Consider the following 14,865-nt stretch of genomic DNA (forward strand, 5'->3'; position numbering starts at 1 on the left):
CGGGGCAAGGCGCGTTCTATCAGCATGTTCAAAGGGCGATCCACGATCCGCAGCGATGGAAGAAAAGAAGGCAGCGATACTTCAGGAAATCCCGCGCCTGCGGCGCTATGCGCGTGCGCTTTTGCGCGACCGCGAGTCTGCCGACGATCTCGTCCAGGACTGCCTCGAGCGAGCGCTGACGCGCATGGAGAACTGGCGAACGGGAGAAAGCCCCAGGAGGTGGCTGTTTACGATCATGCATCATCTGTTCATCGACCAGATGCGAAAGGTGAAACGCCGCGGCGAAGCAGCGATCCTGCCGCTCGACGCCGGCGAGGCGCTGGCAACCCCCGCCATCCAGGCCGAGAGCGTCGCCTTGCGTGAAATCGTCGACGCGTTGCAGCAGATCAGCCCCGACCGGCGCGCGGCACTGGTGATGGTCGCCATCGAAGGGTTTTCCTATGCCGAGGCGGCGACGATGCTCGGCGTGCCCGCCGGCACGCTGATGTCGCGCATTGCCCGGGGCCGCGAGGAACTGCGGGCGCTGCTCGACGACCAGGCGCGGCGCCGGACGATAAGGATCGTCGAGAAATGAACGGGCGCAGCTTCACCGACCGCGATATTCATTTGGCGCTCGACGGCGAGCTGCCGGAGGACGAACGCACCGCCTACCAGGCCTGGCTGGAAGCCAATCCCGACATGAAGGCGCGGAGCCAACGTTTCGCCGCCGACAATGCCGCGTTGCGCGGCCTGTTTTCGGGTGTCCTCGACGAGCCCGTGCCGGCGCGGCTGGCGGCCGCGGTCAATGGCGATACGCCGAAGCGCAAGGGCATGCCGCCGTGGTGGCGAATGTCGGCGGCGGCTGCACTTCTCATCGCCGGAGGTCTTGGCGGATATCTCGTCGGGGCTGGCGGTTTCGGCTTTGGCCCCGATTCCGACGACCGCATGGCCGAGTTGGCGATCGCCGCGCATCAGACCTTTGCCGCCGACAAGAACCGGCCGGTCGAGGTCGATGGCAGCGATCCTGCCTACCTCACCGGCTGGCTGTCCAAGCGGACCGGGTTGAAGCTGGTGGCGCCGGACCTGACCGGGAACGGCTTCCAGCTTCTCGGCGGCCGTCTCGTGCCTGCCGCTGGCAGCACGGCGGCGCTGATGCTTTATGCCGACGAGCAGGGCAATCGGATTTCCGTCTATGTCACCACCGGAGGCATCGACGCCACCAAGGGCACCTATGTGCTGGCGGATGGTGGACCTGAAGCCGTCTACTGGCAGGAGCAGGGCTATGGCTGCGCCGTCGTCGGAACCTTGCCGCCGGACGAACTCCGCGTGGTTGCAAGGGATGCTTACAAGCAATTGCTGGCAGGGGCAGGGCTGGCGCGGTCGTAGGTCGTGCGTCCTCGATGCCCGCACAGTGGGGGCGCACGGACGCACGAGCCTCGAAGGATGCACCTGTCTTTCGGCGTCAAATCTTGATGAGATTCATATCCCCGAGCCCCCGACGCCATGTCACAATAAGGCCCGAATCGAGGCGTGACTGCGCTGGCAATGCGAGCGCATCGGTGCTTCGCAGGGGCATATCCTTCCGGGCATTTCTCCGCCCAATCGAGGTTCTCGAAACCGCATGGCTGCCGACATCCGTACGGCCCGCGCAGAAGATGTCGATGCGCTCGTCGCCATCGAGAACGCCGTCTTTGACGGCGACCGGATTTCCCGCCGTTCCTTTCGTCAGTTGATCGATCACGAGACCGCCGAGGCACTCGTCGCCGAGGTCGGCGGCCGTGTCGCCGGCTACGCCATGGTGCTGTTCCGCAAGGGCAGCGGCGTGGCGCGGCTCTATTCTTTTGCCATCGGCCCCGATTTCGGTGGCAAGGGCACCGGCCGCAACCTGCTCGAGGCCGCCGAGCATGTCGCCTACGAGCACGGCCGGATGATGATGCGGCTCGAGGTGCGCGAGGACAATGCGCGCGCGATCAGGCTCTACGAGCAGGGCGGCTATCGCAGGATCGGCCACGAGCCCGACTATTATGAAGACGGCATGGCCGCGCTTCGCTTCGAAAAGACGCTGCGCGGCGACGTGCCGATCACCACCAAGGTGCCGTTCTACGCCCAGACCTGCGACTTCACATGCGGGCCGTGCTGCCTGATGATGGCGATGGCCAATTTCGACCGCAGCTTCGTGCCCGACCCGGTCATGGAAATCCGGCTGTGGCGCGAGGCGACGACGATCTTCATGATGTCCGGGCCCGGCGGCTGCGAGCCGTTCGGGCTGGCGGTCGCCGCGCACGAGGCCGGACTCGGCACCGAGATCTTCGTCTCGGCGGAGGGCGTGCTGTTCCTGCAATCGGTGCGCACCGCCGAAAAGCGCCGCGTGATGGAACTGGCCCAGGCCGATTTCCGCGATCGCGCCGAAAGATACGCAATTCCCGTGACCTATCGCCCGTTCGGCATCGACGACATCAGGGCGCGGCTTGCCGAAGGCAAGCTGGTGCTGGTGCTGATCTCGGGCTTCATCATGTTCGGCAAGAAGGTGCCGCACTGGGTGCTGGCCATCGGCGACGATGGCGGCCACATCCTGATCCATGACCCCTGGATCGAGGACGAACAGCGCGAAACGGCATCGGATGCCGCCAACATACCCGTCCCCTACGACATCTTCATGCGCATGGCGCAGTTCGGCCGAGATGGCCTGCGCGCCGCGATCATCCTCGGAAAGCTTGGGAAACGATGACCTGGGTCATACTCACCGGCCGCCAAAGCGATCTCGACCAGACGGCGACGCCGCACAAGATCATCACCAACCGGGACTATCTCGCCCACCCCTCGCTGTTTCGCGGGCAGCGGCCGAAGGTCATCAACCTGTCCAACCGCTACAGCTACCAGAGCCGTGGCTACTACGCTTCGCTGCTGGCGAGTTCGCGCGGCCACAAGGTGATTCCGACCGTCGAGACGATGATCGACCTGTCGGAGCGCAAGCTCTACGAAAACGCCCTGCCGGAGCTGGAACTGGCGCTGAACAAGTGCCGCAAGGATCTGGGCGGCAGCTTTCCGGCCAAGGTGACGATCTTCTTCGGCATCGGCCCGGCCAAGGCCTGGGACCGCTTCGCCAGGCTTTTGTTCGACTGGTTCCGCGCGCCAGCGCTGGAAGTGGCGATCAAGGACGGCGAATGGGCGTCGATCCACAAGATCGGCTTTGCCGCGCTCGGGCGGCTCGACGATGCCGACAGGAAGCGCTTCGTTGCAGCGCTCGACACCTACACCAGCCGCGAATGGCGCGACACCAAGGCCCGCACGCCGTCGCGCTACACCTTTGCCACGCTGATAGATCCGCACGAGCAGCTGCCGCCATCGGCGATCTCCTCGCTGCGCCACTGGGCCCGCATCGCCGAAAAGATGGGCGTCGAGGTCGAGCCGATCACCAGGAAGGACCTTGCCAAGCTCGCCAACTATGACGCGCTGTTCATCCGCGAGACGACGTCGATCTCCAACCATACCTACCGCTTCGCCCGGCGCGCCCAGCAGGAGGGCATGCCGGTCATCGACGACCCGCTGTCGATGATCCGCTGCACCAACAAGGTCTATCTCAACGAATTGATGGCCTACAACAACGTGCAGGTGCCGCCGACGGTGATGATCTCCGGCCTGTCGGACCTGCAGCTGGCGGCCGATACGCTGGGTTTTCCGCTGGTGCTGAAGATCCCCGACAGCTCTTTTTCGCGGGGCGTCAAGAAGGCGTCGAACTTCGACGAGCTGAAGGCGCTGGCGACCGCGTGGCTCGAGGATTCCGACCTGCTGATCGCCCAGAAGTTCATGCCGACGCAATATGACTGGCGCGTCGGCGTGCTCGGCGGCCAGCCGCTGTTTGCGATCCACTATCTGATGGCCAAGAAGCACTGGCAGATCGTCAACCACGACGGCAAGGGCAAGCCGGTCGAGGGCGGCATCAAGACGTTTACGCTGAAGCATGCACCAAGCCATGTCATCGACACCGCCGTGCGCGCCGCGCGCTGCATCGGCGACGGGCTCTACGGCGTCGACCTTAAGGAGACCAGGGATGGCGTGTTCGTCATCGAGGTCAACGACAATCCCAACCTCGACCACGGTGTCGAGGATTCCGGCGAGAAGGACGAGATCTGGGTGCGCCTGACCCAGTGGTTCCTCGACCGGCTGGAGCGCAACGGCAAGTAGGTCTGAAAACATTATACCGAATGGTTGACTATCCGGGTTTGTAGGCCTACGTTCAACCTTATGGTTGAACAAGATACAGAAACGCTCGACGCCATCTTTCACGCGCTGTCCGACCCGACCCGCAGGGCGATGCTCGCCGGGCTGGCGAGGGGACCGTGCAATGTCGGCGACCTCGCCGCGCCGTTCGACATGTCGCTGGCCGCGGCGTCGAAGCACATCAAGGTGCTGGAAAAGGCGGGGCTGGTGAAACGCAGCGTGCAGGGCCGCACCCATGTCTGCAGCCTCGACGCCATGCCGATGCATGCCGGCGTGGAGTGGATGCGCCACTACGAGAAATTCTGGAGCCGGCAGCTCGACACGCTCGAGGCCATTCTGGAGGCGGAGGACCGCGCCGCCGAGAACAATCGAAAGGAAGCAAAGCCATGACCATGCAAGCTCTGCAAAATTCCTATGGCGTCGTCACGGAACCCGGCACGGTGCGCATCGAGCGCCTGCTGCCCGGCCCGGTCGAGCGGCTGTGGGACTACCTGACCCAGTCGGACAAGCGCCGGCAGTGGCTCGCCGGAGGGCCGATGGACCTCAGGCCCGGCGGCCAGGTCGAGAATGTGTTCCGCAATTCCGAGCTGACCCGCAACGACGACCCGCCGCCGGCGCACATGGCCGGCTTTGCCGAGCATCGGGTGGCCGGCGAGATCATCGCCTGCGAGCCGCCGCGTCTGCTCGCCTACAGCTGGGGAGGCGCACCGGGCGAAAGCTCGGAAGTGCGCTTCGAACTGGAACCGCGCAACGGCAAGGTGCTGGTGACTGTCACCCACCGCCGTCTCGCCGAAGATGGCGCCCTGCTGAACGTCGCGGCGGGTTGGCATACGCATCTCGACATACTGGCGGCGCGGCTGGAGGGGAGCGAGCCCGACGGGTTCTGGAGGACGCACACACGGCTCGTGGCCGAATACGGCCGGCGCATCGATGCCGAGCAGGCAGTTGCCAGGGGAGGATGAGATGCTGCTCGAAAACAGGACGGCCATCGTCTATGGCGGCGGCGGCGCGATCGGAGGCGCGGTCGCCACCGCGTTCGCCCGCGACGGCGCGCGCGTCTTCCTGGCCGGGCGCACGTCGACTGACCACCTTGCCAATTCCCGTGCCCCCTGATCTTCTCCGGGTGAGAACGGGGGCACGGACGACATGCAGTTCTTTGTCATCGAGGATTTTCGCGGACGTGACCCGAAGGCGATCTATCGCCGCTTCCGCGACGAGGGCCGGCTGGCGCCCGAAGGTTTCATCGTCCACCACAGCTGGATCGCGGCCGACATGAGCCGCTGTTTCATGCTGGTGGAAGCCGACGACGTGACGCTGCTCCAGCGCTGGGTCGTCGAATGGGCCGACCTCGTCGGTTTCGAGATCGTGCCGGTGGCGACCAGCAAGGATACGGCGGCGGGGCTCGCCCCGCATCTCTGATCGGGGTGTGTCCGTCGGACTTAGCAACGGGACCGAATATCGAGGGGCAGGCATGGCGATCAAGGGTGCGGTCCACGACTACCAGCGCAAGCGGCGTCCCGGCGAAAGCGCCAGGGTCGAGTTCGTCGAGCTGTTCTTCGACCTCGTCTTCGTCTTCGCCGTCACCCAGCTCTCGCACTTCCTGCTGAAGGACCTGAGTTTCGACGGCGCACTGGAAAGCCTGCTGATGCTGGTCGCCGTCTGGTGGGTGTGGAACTACACCGCCTGGGTGACCAACTGGATCGACCCCGGCAAGGCGCCGGTGCGCGGCATGCTGTTTGCGCTGATGCTGGTCGGGCTGATGCTGTCGACCTCGATCCCCGAGGCGTTCGAGGGGCGCGGCCTGCAGTTCGCACTCGCCTATGTCGGCATGCAGGTCGGCCGCACGCTGTTCATGATGTGGGCGCTCAGGAACCATAACCCCGACAACTACCGCAACTTCGTGCGTATCGGCCTGTGGCTGGCGCTGTCGGGCGTGTTCTGGATCGCCGGCGGCCTGGCCGCGCCCGAAAACCGCTTCGCGCTGTGGGCGGTAGCCCTGCTGATCGAACTGGTGTCGCCGGCGCTGGGCTTTTGGACACCCTGGCACGGCGCGTCCTCGACAGCCGACTGGGACGTCGAAGGCGGCCACATGGCCGAGCGCTCGGCGCTGTTCATCATCATCGCGCTCGGCGAGTCGATCCTCGTCTCGGGCGCGACCTTTGCCGAGCTGGAATGGACCTGGGTCAATCTGGCGGCGTTCCTGACCACCTTCTTCGCCTCGGTGGCGATGTGGCTGGTCTATTTCAACGTCGGCCAGGAGCTCGCCCACCACAAGATAGCCGAGGCCGCCGACACCGGGCGGATCGCCCGCATCGCCTATACCTACATCCCGGTGGTGCTGGTGGCCGGCATCATCGTGGTGGCGGTATCGGACGAACTGGTGCTCGCCCATCCGCTCGGCCATGCCGAGCCGGCCCTGATATGGACCGCGATCGGCGGCTCGGCGCTCTATCTCGCCGGCAATCTGCTGTTCAAGTTCTACGTCGTCGGCCGGGCGCCGCTGTCGCATGTCGTCGGCCTCGCCATCCTCGGAGCCATGGTGCCATTCGCCGGCCACCTGTCGCCGCTGGCGATCGGGGCAGCCACCACGGCGGTGATGGTGCTGGTGGCGGTGCTCGAACTCCGGGGGCAGCCGGCCAGGCACCACGGGCACTGAGGGATGAAAAGCCGGAGCCGTACTTCTGGATCGGGACACCACCTCGTGTAGTATCGCGCAACAGGTTTCGCTCCGGGACGCACAATGATCCTCATCGGCCAGTATGACAGCCCCTTCGTCCGCCGCGTCGGCATAGCGCTGCGGCTCTATGGCGTTCCGTTCACCCACGAGCCGTGGTCGGCGTTTGGCGACGCCGACAAGCTCCGGCGCTACAACCCGCTGACACGGGTGCCGACGCTGGTGCTCGACAATGGCGAGGTGCTGATCGAGAGCCATGCTATTTTGGACTATCTCGACAGCCTGGCGCCGGGCGGACTGGCGATGTTCCCGATTGCCGAACCGGCGCGCCATCAGGCGCTGAAGGTTTCGGCGCTGGCGATGGGCCTGGGCGACAAGGCGGTGAGCCTGTTCTACGAGCGACGGCTGCACAAGGAGGTGTCGACCGTCTGGGTGGAGCGTTGCCGCACGCAGATCACCGACGTGCTGGGCGTTCTGGAGGCCGATCGCGCCGGCAGGGACAGCGACTATTGGTTCGGCGACCGCATCGGCCATGCCGACATCGGCGTCGCCTGTGTGCTGCGCTTCATCAACGACGCCCATGCCGGCCTGGTGTCGATGACCGACTTTCCGGCACTCGCGGCCCTGTCTGCCGGGCTGGAGGCCATGCCGGTGTTCCAGGAGATCAGCCAGGAATTCATCCCGCCGGCTTGATCAGTTCGAGCGCAGCTTTTCGATCGCCGCGAAGCGGGCGAGGAAGGTCTCCTGCACGCGTTTGGCCGGCTGCGGGCCGAGGTCGAGCCCGTCGACGGTGACGCCGCGCGGACGGCCGAAGAACTCGGTCGCTTCTGCCGTCGCAAAGCCGGCCAGCACCGTTGCCTCGAAATAGGCCGCAATCTGGTCGGCGCGCTTGATGTCCTTCTTCAGGCCCGCGCCGATCTCGGCCGGCAGGCCGAAGCGCACGTGGATGGCGTGCTGCAGCCGCTCCTCGCACGCCTTGTAGCCGCCGCCGACCACCGACTTGAACGGCGAGATCATGTCGCCGATGACATATTCCGGCGCGTCGTGCAGCAGGGCGGCGAGTTGTGCATCCGGCGAGGCGGCCGGCACGATCCGGCGGAAGATCTCTTCGACCAGCAAGGAATGCTGCGCCACCGAAAAAGCGTGATCGCCGGAGGTCTGGCCGTTCCAGCGCGCAACGCGGGCGAGGCCGTGGGCGATGTCCGATATCTCGACGTCGAGCGGCGAGGGGTCGAGCAGGTCGAGGCGGCGGCCCGACAACATGCGCTGCCAGGCACGCGGCGGGGCGCCGGGACGGTCGGCCATCAGGCGTCTTCCGCGCCGGCGGCTTCCGGATAGGTGAAGCTGGCCCAGCCGGGAATGGCAGGTGCCACCGCGACGTCGCCGGCGGTGATTTCGACGCCCGCGTCGAGCGCCGCCTTGACCCGGTCGATGCGGACGATGGCCAGGCCGTGCCTGCCCGAGACCGAGCCGAGGGTGCCGACCAGCTTGCCGCCCGAGCTAAGCTCGGTGCCGGGCGCGGGAAGGGCGGAATCGGCCGAGACCAGAAGCACGCGGCGGCGGGCGGTGCCGCGATGCTGCATGCGCGACACGACCTCCTGGCCGATGAAACAGCCTTTCTTGAAGCCTATGCCGCCCATCTGGTCGAGCAGCACGTCGTGCGGGAAGGCGTCCGCCAGCGCGTAGTCGGGGCCGCTCTCGGCAACACCGCTGGCGATGCGGTATGCGTGCCAGTCGGCTTCGGTGGCGCCGGCTTCGAGCACTGCGCCGTAGTGGCGGAAGACCGGGGCTTGGAAACGGCTGTCGCGGACAGTTGAATCGGATTGCGAGGCAGCTGAATCATCTTGCCACGAGACGGCGACAAGCGGTTGATCCTGCTTGGCAATGTCAGCCTTGGCGCGGAGCCGGTAGAGCGTCAGGCGGCGGACGAAATCGTCAGCGATGTCGGCGCGACATTCGAGCCTGAGCGCATCCTCGCCGCTGCGCGAGACCAGGAAATCGAACATGATCTTGCCCTGCGGGGCGAGCAGCGCGCCGGGCCTGGCTTCACGCTGACCCAGCGCATCCAGGTCGAGCGTCAGGATGTTTTGCAGGAAATGCTCGGCATCGGGGCCGGAAACATCAATGATGGCGCGGTCTGCGAGGATGGCTGTCGGCATGGACCTGATCTTGCATTTCGGAGAGCCATTACGTAAGCCGCAGGCAATTCCCAGACAAGGGCACGCGCGACATGGCTACCACCTTCGATCTCATCCTCAAGGGCGGCACGGTCGTCAATCATGACGGCATCAGCGTCCGCGACGTCGGCGTCACCAATGGCCGGATCGCCGCCATCGGCGATCTCGGCAGCGCATCGGCCGGCGAAACCATCGACTGCCATGGGCTGCACATCCTGCCGGGCGTGGTCGACAGCCAGGTCCATTTCCGCGAGCCGGGGCTGGAGCACAAGGAAGACCTGGAAAGCGGTTCGCGCGCAGCCGTGCTAGGCGGTGTCACCGCAGTCTTCGAGATGCCCAACACCAACCCGCTGACGACGAGCGAAGCCGCGCTGGCCGACAAGGTCAGCCGCGCCACGGCGCGCATGCACTGCGACTTCGCCTTCTGGGTCGGCGGCACGCGCGAAAACGCGAAGGACGTGGCAGAACTGGAACGCCTGCCGGGTGCGGCCGGCATCAAGGTGTTCATGGGCTCGTCCACCGGTGACCTCCTGGTCGAGGACGACGAGGGCGTTGCCTCGATCCTGCGCAACACCCGCCGTCGTGCTGCCTTCCACTCCGAAGACGAGTTCCGCCTGCGCGAGCGCCAGGGCCTGCGCGTCGACAACGACCCATCCTCGCATCCGGTCTGGCGCGACGAGATCGCCGCGCTGCAGTGCACCGAGCGCCTGGTGCGTATCGCCCGGCAGGAGCGCGCCCGCATCCACGTGCTGCACATCTCGACGGCGGAGGAGATCGCCTTCCTCGAGCACCACAAGGACGTCGCCACCTGCGAGGCGACGCCGCATCATCTGACGATGAGCTCGGACGACTATGCCCGGCTCGGCACGCTGTTGCAGATGAACCCGCCGGTGCGCTCCGCGCGCCACCGCGATGGCATCTGGCACGGCATTTCACAGGGCGTCGTCGACGTGCTGGGCTCCGACCACGCGCCGCACACGCTGGCCGAAAAGGCAAAACCCTATCCGGCTTCGCCTTCGGGCATGACCGGCGTGCAGACGCTGGTGCCGATCATGCTCGACCACGTGAATGCCGGCCGGCTGACGCTGGAGCGCTTCGTCGACCTTGCGAGCCACGGCCCGAACCGCATTTTCGGCATGGCCCGCAAGGGCCGCATCGCCGCCGGCTACGACGCCGATTTCACCGTCGTCGACCTGAAGCGCACCGAGACCATCACCAACGCCCAGGCCGGCTCCAAGGCCGGCTGGACGCCCTATGACGGCAAGAAGGTCACCGGCTGGCCGGTCGGCACCATCGTCCGCGGCATCCGGGTGATGTGGGAAGCCGAGATCACCACGCCGTCGCAGGGCAGGGCGGTGGAGTTTTCGGAAGCGGTGGTGCGGTAGGCGCGCCACGAACGTTCGGCGGCAACGCCCAAGTAGCCCTCATGGTGAGCCTGTCGAACCACGAAAGCGCCTGGCGGTGGTCCGCGCAATTACTCTGATCCAGAGGGCTGACTGTCTGGAGTCCGTCGCGCACGCTGAGACCGCCACGAGAAGGCCGGCATTTGCCCAGGGCCCTCGTGGTTCGACAGCTCACCATGAGGGCTACGGGAGCGTCTGTACCGAGACAGAGATGCTCCGGGGCCACCTTCTCCTGCGGGTGGGGAGAAGGAAAAAAGTTCAATCCCCGGCGACGAAGAACGCCCAGCGGCCGTCCGGCGTGATCCCGAGGCGGTAGAACACGTAAGTGCCGTACTGCTTCATGTCCTCGTAATCGCCGGCCGTCACGATCTTGAACAGTTCGACCTTCTGGCGCGCGTCGAGCTTGTCGAGCGGGATGCCGAAGAAGTAGGGCCAGACATAGAGATCCTCGTCGGTGCCTTCGCCGAGATGCACGTAGCCGGCGTTCAGCACTTCTTCCATGATCGCCAGCAGTTCCTGGCCTTCGCCGTCGCCGGACAGGCTCTTGATGAAGGCGATCGGGTCGCCCTCGATCTCGCCGAACGACAGTTGCGGCATGGCATCGCCCTGACCGATCAGCGGCCGGAGCTTTTCGATGTCGCCGGTCTTGGCCGCCTCGACGAGCAGGTTGCGCATGCGGGCCACCGGCTCGGGCAGTCGGCTGAGGTCGTAGACGATCTCGGGCAGGGGGCCGTCGGGATCGAGATGCGGCGTGGCAGGCCCCGTCGCGTCAGGCTCCGTGGGCGTGCCGTCCTGCGGCTCGGCAGGTTGATCCTCGGGCGCCTCCTCGGTGCCGGCAGGTGCATTGGCGGCCGGGGGTGTCTGGATCGGGTCGGGGATCGGCACCGAATTCTCGGGCGCGGCCTCTCCATCCGTCGTCGGAGTGGACGGGGTGGCGGGGGCCGGAATCTCTTCGCGCTTGATTTCGCTCAGCGCGAGCGCGCTGGTGGCGGCGGTCAGAGAAAAGGCAAACGAAGCGGCAAGGCCGAAAGCCGCGATGCGCAATGCGCCGCGGGCCGCAATTTCAGTCTTTGGCCGCATCAGAACTACGCTCCGGTCTTCCCGGGCGCCGCGCATCCGATCCGGATACCCGATTGGCGCCCCTAAACTGCAAAACCTGCGCATCGTGCGCGCCGAAAAACGATTCGGTTCGCAGGCCGATGCCAGTGATGTGCCGGCATGATGCCGAAACCGTGTCGGCTAGTCAAAGAACCGGGAGAGCGCTCAATGCCGCAGGCGCAGCGGCTCGAACTCGCCGGCCTCGACCTTGGCGCGCATGCGATCGAGCATGGCCAGCGCCGCGCGCTCGCCATTGGCGGCCACGATCTCGGCGAAAGCGGTGGCAAGGGCGGCTTCGGCGATGATCTCGGGCTCGATGCCGGCGGAGAGGCCCTCGGCCCATGCCTCGTTGTGGCTCTCGACGGCGGTCAGGCGCTTTTCTTCCCGGACCAGGGCGTCGATGTCGCTTACGCTTTGTTCCATTTCGGTCTTTCACCCTGCCAAGCGACCCGTTGATTCGGATCAACTTGAGCTATCCCTTTAATGTCCCGTTAAGACACCTAGCACAATCGCCCGTCCGTGTACGGCAGGCAATGCCGGGAAAGTAAATAGCCTGTTAATTACCGTAGCGGGAGGCGATGTCGCGGCTGAGCGCTTCGCCTTCCTTCATGTAGCGGCCGATGGCTTCGGTCGCCGATGGCGTGCAGGCGGTGTAGGTGCCGTCGAACGACCGGTAGCCGCGGTTGAAGGACGCGATGAAGCGGGCGCGGCGGTCGGGCGAGGGGTTTTCGGCCTGCAGCAGCTTTTCCATCTCGCCGCGCCATTGGGTGCCCTTCTCGCCGCAGAGATTGCGCAGGAAATGCAGCGAGCCCAGAACCTCGGCAAGCCTGAGGAGGCCCGGTTCGAACGGTGCGTCGACGGCCCGCGCCGGGGCGGCAAGCACGGTACTTGCGGCAAGCGTCATGGCAATCAGCATGGTCGAGGCGCGGCTCATAAGCTTTTGTGGCGAAACAATTTGTCTGCCGCAAGGCCGGCGGCGCGGCTATCCAACGCTATGCGAGTAGGGTGACGGTGCCGTCGAGCAGTTCGAGCACGATCTCCAGTGTCGAATCGGTCAGAGGCAGGCGCTCGATCTCGGCGAGGTCGAAGAAGGCGGCTTCGTCGGCGTCATCGGCGGCGACCGGTTGGCCACCCGCATGGCGCGCGCCGAACACCGTGAGCAGGTAGACCGCGCCGCCGTCGTCGCGGCTGTCGATCAGGATTTTGCGCAGGGCAACAAGCGTGCCGACCTCTATGCCTGTCTCTTCCATCAGTTCGCGACGGGCGGCGGCCTCAAGCGTTTCGTCCTGTTCGACACGCCCGCCGGGGAAGGCGTACAGCCCCTTCGACGGCGCGCGGCCGCGCCGCACCAGCATGATCGAGCGGTCGCGCAGCACGGCGACCGAGACGGCAGGGACAATTTTCGCTTCGGTCATCAACATTTGCCCCGGGCGAGGCGTTCCATTGTGGAACAGCCTGCCATATCCGCTTTAACGGTTGCGGCGCGTGCGATCCATCGCCACTTTCAGGCGGTGAAGCGGGACATGTGCCGATGTGCGGACGAATAGCAGTGATAGCCTCGCCCGAGGAGACGGCGGCCTTTGTCGGGGTCGGCGAGCTCGAGAGCTTTCCGCCGCGCTACAACGTGGCGCCGACGCAGCCGATCCTGGTGGTGATGGCCGGGCCGCAGCGCCCGCCGGGCTCGAACCTGCCCGACCGCATGGCGATGCTGGCGCGGTGGGGGCTGATTCCGGCCTGGACCAAGAACCCCGCCGACATGCCGCTGCTGTTCAACGCGCGTTCCGAATCGGCAATCGACAAGGCGTCGTTCAAGACCGCGATGCGCCACCGGCGGGCGCTGATCCCGGTATCTGGTTTCTATGAATGGAAGAAGCTGCCGGGCAACCGCCGCCAGCCCTATTGGCTGAGGCCGCGCAAGGGCGGGCTGGTGGCGCTTGCCGGTCTGATGGAAACCTGGAGCGAGCCGGGCGGCTCGGAGATTGACACGGCGGCGATCCTGACCACCGGCGCCAGCGCCGACATCCTGCACATCCACGACCGCATGCCGGTGGTGATCCAGCCGGAAGATTTTGCCCGCTGGCTCGACTGCCGCACCCAGGAGCCGCGCGACGTCGCAGAACTGATGCGGCCGGCGCAGCCAAACTTTTTCGAGCAGATCCCGGTCTCCGAGATGGTCAACAAGGTGGCCAATGTCGGCCCCGAGATCCAGGACCGCGTCGAGCGGCTGCCGGAAGCGGCACCGGAGAAGGCGGCAAAGCCAAAAGTGGAAAAGCGTAAGTCCAGCGACGACGACCAGATGAAACTGTTTTGATCGGACGCTAGAAAGTCGGCGTGTCCACGCCAGTCCTTTCCGCCGCCATTTCCGGTTTCCTGCTCGGTGCGTCGCTGATCATCGCGATCGGCGCGCAGAATGCATTCATCTTGCGCCAGGGATTGCTGCGCCAGCACGTCTTCATCCTGAGCCTGATCTGTGCGGCCTCAGACGCCTTGCTGATCGCGGCCGGCGTCGCCGGGCTCGGGACGCTGATCGCCCAATCGCCGCGGCTGATCATGGCCGTGACGGTGGGCGGAGCGCTGTTTTTGTTCGCTTATGCGACCATCGCCTTCCGCCGGGCCCTGAAGCCCGAGGTGCTCAAGGCCGCCAAGAGCGGCGAAGCTAGGTTGTGGCCGGCGATCGCCGCGTGCCTTGCCTTCACCTTCCTCAACCCGCATGTCTATCTCGACACGGTGGTTCTGCTCGGCGGCCTGTCGGCCGCCTATGAAGGTCAGGCGCGCCTTGCCTATGGGCTGGGCGCTGCAACAGCATCGTTCGTGTGGTTCTTCGGGCTCGGCTATGGCGCCCGGCTGCTCGAGCCGGTCTTTGCCCGGCCGTCCGCGTGGCGCGTGCTCGATCTGCTGATCGGCCTTGTGATGGCCGCGATCGGCTTGAGCCTCTTAAGCCGCCTTGCCTAGCTTGGAAGACTGCTTGTCTTTCTTCGGCGCGCAGATCAGCGCGGCCAGGATTGCTGCGGGGCCGATGGCCCGGTAGTGCTTGGTGAGTTCGGCGTACTGGCTACGCGCTCGGTCCTGTTCGGATTGTTTTCGTTTCATCGTTCTCTTCCCTTGCGTCAACTTCTGTTGAGAGCGGCTGCAAATGCTCACTGATTTGGTCGAATTCGTGGCATGCGGCGCCTTTTATCCGGGCAATGTTTCATTACAGTGCCGGGATATTTAACAAATTGTTTCAGTACTGCTTCCGTTCCGGTCGGCGCGGTAAAGTTTCGTGACGCAGCGTCTTGACGGCAACAGGCCCGCGAGGCGATAAAGCCGCCGA

The 14,865-nt window shown here is 65.5% G+C and carries 20 protein-coding genes; 13 read left to right on the forward strand and 7 right to left on the reverse strand.

What is annotated here, in order from left to right; translation table 11 throughout:
- Positions 1–55 precede the first annotated feature (55 nt).
- The 10 genes from ASC75_RS18775 to ASC75_RS18815 all read left to right on the forward strand — a co-directional run bounded on the left by ASC75_RS18775 (position 56) and on the right by ASC75_RS18815 (position 7,567).
- Positions 56–574: a sigma-70 family RNA polymerase sigma factor gene (locus tag ASC75_RS18775; RefSeq protein ID WP_055978565.1), complete on the forward strand. Its 519-nt coding sequence runs from the start codon at positions 56–58 to the stop codon at positions 572–574.
- Positions 571–1,365 (forward strand): anti-sigma factor, encoded by a 795-nt coding sequence (locus ASC75_RS18780; protein WP_055978567.1) that lies wholly within the window; start codon positions 571–573, stop codon positions 1,363–1,365. The genes ASC75_RS18775 and ASC75_RS18780 overlap by 4 nt, the downstream gene beginning before the upstream one ends.
- Positions 1,366–1,600: 235 nt before the next feature.
- Positions 1,601–2,707 carry a peptidase C39 family protein gene (locus ASC75_RS18785; protein ID WP_055978569.1) on the forward strand — a complete coding sequence of 369 codons (1,107 nt, stop codon included), beginning with the start codon at positions 1,601–1,603 and terminating at the stop codon, positions 2,705–2,707.
- Positions 2,704–4,164: a RimK family protein gene (locus ASC75_RS18790; protein WP_055978571.1), complete on the forward strand. Its 1,461-nt coding sequence runs from the start codon at positions 2,704–2,706 to the stop codon at positions 4,162–4,164. Before ASC75_RS18785 ends, ASC75_RS18790 begins: the two co-directional genes overlap by 4 nt.
- A gap of 60 nt (positions 4,165–4,224) precedes the next feature.
- Positions 4,225–4,590 (forward strand): metalloregulator ArsR/SmtB family transcription factor, encoded by a 366-nt coding sequence (locus tag ASC75_RS18795; RefSeq protein ID WP_055978573.1) that lies wholly within the window; start codon positions 4,225–4,227, stop codon positions 4,588–4,590.
- The gene (locus ASC75_RS18800) at positions 4,587–5,162 is read left to right on the forward strand and encodes an SRPBCC family protein (protein WP_055978575.1); all 576 of its coding nucleotides are present in this window, start codon (positions 4,587–4,589) and stop codon (positions 5,160–5,162) included. The genes ASC75_RS18795 and ASC75_RS18800 overlap by 4 nt, the downstream gene beginning before the upstream one ends.
- 1 nt (position 5,163) lies before the next feature.
- A complete protein-coding gene (locus ASC75_RS26160) occupies positions 5,164–5,313 on the forward strand; it encodes a hypothetical protein (protein WP_244487878.1) in 150 nt (49 codons plus the stop codon).
- A 33-nt stretch (positions 5,314–5,346) separates the two neighbouring features.
- Positions 5,347–5,619 (forward strand): DUF3303 family protein, encoded by a 273-nt coding sequence (locus ASC75_RS18805; RefSeq protein ID WP_055978577.1) that lies wholly within the window; start codon positions 5,347–5,349, stop codon positions 5,617–5,619.
- A 52-nt stretch (positions 5,620–5,671) separates the two neighbouring features.
- Positions 5,672–6,856 carry a low temperature requirement protein A gene (locus ASC75_RS18810; RefSeq protein ID WP_055978580.1) on the forward strand — a complete coding sequence of 395 codons (1,185 nt, stop codon included), beginning with the start codon at positions 5,672–5,674 and terminating at the stop codon, positions 6,854–6,856.
- Between the two features lie 84 nt (positions 6,857–6,940).
- Positions 6,941–7,567 carry a glutathione S-transferase family protein gene (locus tag ASC75_RS18815; RefSeq protein WP_055978582.1) on the forward strand — a complete coding sequence of 209 codons (627 nt, stop codon included), beginning with the start codon at positions 6,941–6,943 and terminating at the stop codon, positions 7,565–7,567.
- Here the strand turns inward: ASC75_RS18815 and ASC75_RS18820 are convergent, their stop codons facing one another.
- Positions 7,568–8,182: an HD family hydrolase gene (locus ASC75_RS18820; protein ID WP_055978584.1), complete on the reverse strand. Its 615-nt coding sequence runs from the start codon at positions 8,180–8,182 to the stop codon at positions 7,568–7,570. It lies immediately after the preceding gene.
- Positions 8,179–9,033, reverse strand: a complete 855-nt coding sequence (locus ASC75_RS18825; RefSeq protein ID WP_055978585.1) for a folate-binding protein YgfZ — start codon at positions 9,031–9,033, stop codon at positions 8,179–8,181. Before ASC75_RS18825 ends, ASC75_RS18820 begins: the two co-directional genes overlap by 4 nt.
- Before the next feature lie 71 nt (positions 9,034–9,104).
- Here ASC75_RS18825 and ASC75_RS18830 point away from each other — a divergent pair, with 71 nt between their 5' ends.
- Positions 9,105–10,436 (forward strand): dihydroorotase, encoded by a 1,332-nt coding sequence (locus tag ASC75_RS18830; protein WP_055978588.1) that lies wholly within the window; start codon positions 9,105–9,107, stop codon positions 10,434–10,436.
- A gap of 276 nt (positions 10,437–10,712) precedes the next feature.
- On the opposite strand, the gene ASC75_RS18835 is transcribed toward ASC75_RS18830, so the two are convergent.
- The 4 genes from ASC75_RS18835 to ASC75_RS18850 all read right to left on the reverse strand — a co-directional run bounded on the left by ASC75_RS18835 (position 10,713) and on the right by ASC75_RS18850 (position 12,967).
- Positions 10,713–11,534: a hypothetical protein gene (locus tag ASC75_RS18835; RefSeq protein ID WP_055978590.1), complete on the reverse strand. Its 822-nt coding sequence runs from the start codon at positions 11,532–11,534 to the stop codon at positions 10,713–10,715.
- 183 nt (positions 11,535–11,717) lie between these two features.
- Positions 11,718–11,975 carry a hypothetical protein gene (locus tag ASC75_RS18840; protein ID WP_055978591.1) on the reverse strand — a complete coding sequence of 86 codons (258 nt, stop codon included), beginning with the start codon at positions 11,973–11,975 and terminating at the stop codon, positions 11,718–11,720.
- A gap of 133 nt (positions 11,976–12,108) precedes the next feature.
- Positions 12,109–12,486, reverse strand: coding sequence for a TIGR02301 family protein (locus ASC75_RS18845; protein WP_055978593.1), 378 nt, complete (start codon positions 12,484–12,486; stop codon positions 12,109–12,111).
- A gap of 58 nt (positions 12,487–12,544) precedes the next feature.
- On the reverse strand, positions 12,545–12,967 hold the full coding sequence (locus ASC75_RS18850; RefSeq protein ID WP_055979233.1) for an NUDIX domain-containing protein: 423 nt from the start codon (positions 12,965–12,967) through the stop codon (positions 12,545–12,547).
- Positions 12,968–13,083: 116 nt separating this feature from the next.
- On the opposite strand from ASC75_RS18850, the gene ASC75_RS18855 reads away from it, so the two are divergent.
- A complete protein-coding gene (locus ASC75_RS18855) occupies positions 13,084–13,863 on the forward strand; it encodes an SOS response-associated peptidase (RefSeq protein WP_055978594.1) in 780 nt (259 codons plus the stop codon).
- 20 nt (positions 13,864–13,883) lie between these two features.
- Entirely contained in the window at positions 13,884–14,504 is a 621-nt protein-coding gene (locus tag ASC75_RS18860) for a LysE/ArgO family amino acid transporter (RefSeq protein ID WP_055978596.1), read from the forward strand.
- Here ASC75_RS18860 and ASC75_RS18865 read toward each other — a convergent pair.
- Positions 14,487–14,642 carry a hypothetical protein gene (locus tag ASC75_RS18865; RefSeq protein ID WP_055979235.1) on the reverse strand — a complete coding sequence of 52 codons (156 nt, stop codon included), beginning with the start codon at positions 14,640–14,642 and terminating at the stop codon, positions 14,487–14,489. The genes ASC75_RS18860 and ASC75_RS18865 overlap by 18 nt on opposite strands.
- Positions 14,643–14,865: the final 223 nt, after the last annotated feature.

Source organism: Aminobacter sp. DSM 101952 (assembly GCF_001424795.1).
Taxonomy (GTDB): Bacteria; Pseudomonadota; Alphaproteobacteria; order Rhizobiales; family Rhizobiaceae; genus Aminobacter; species Aminobacter aganoensis.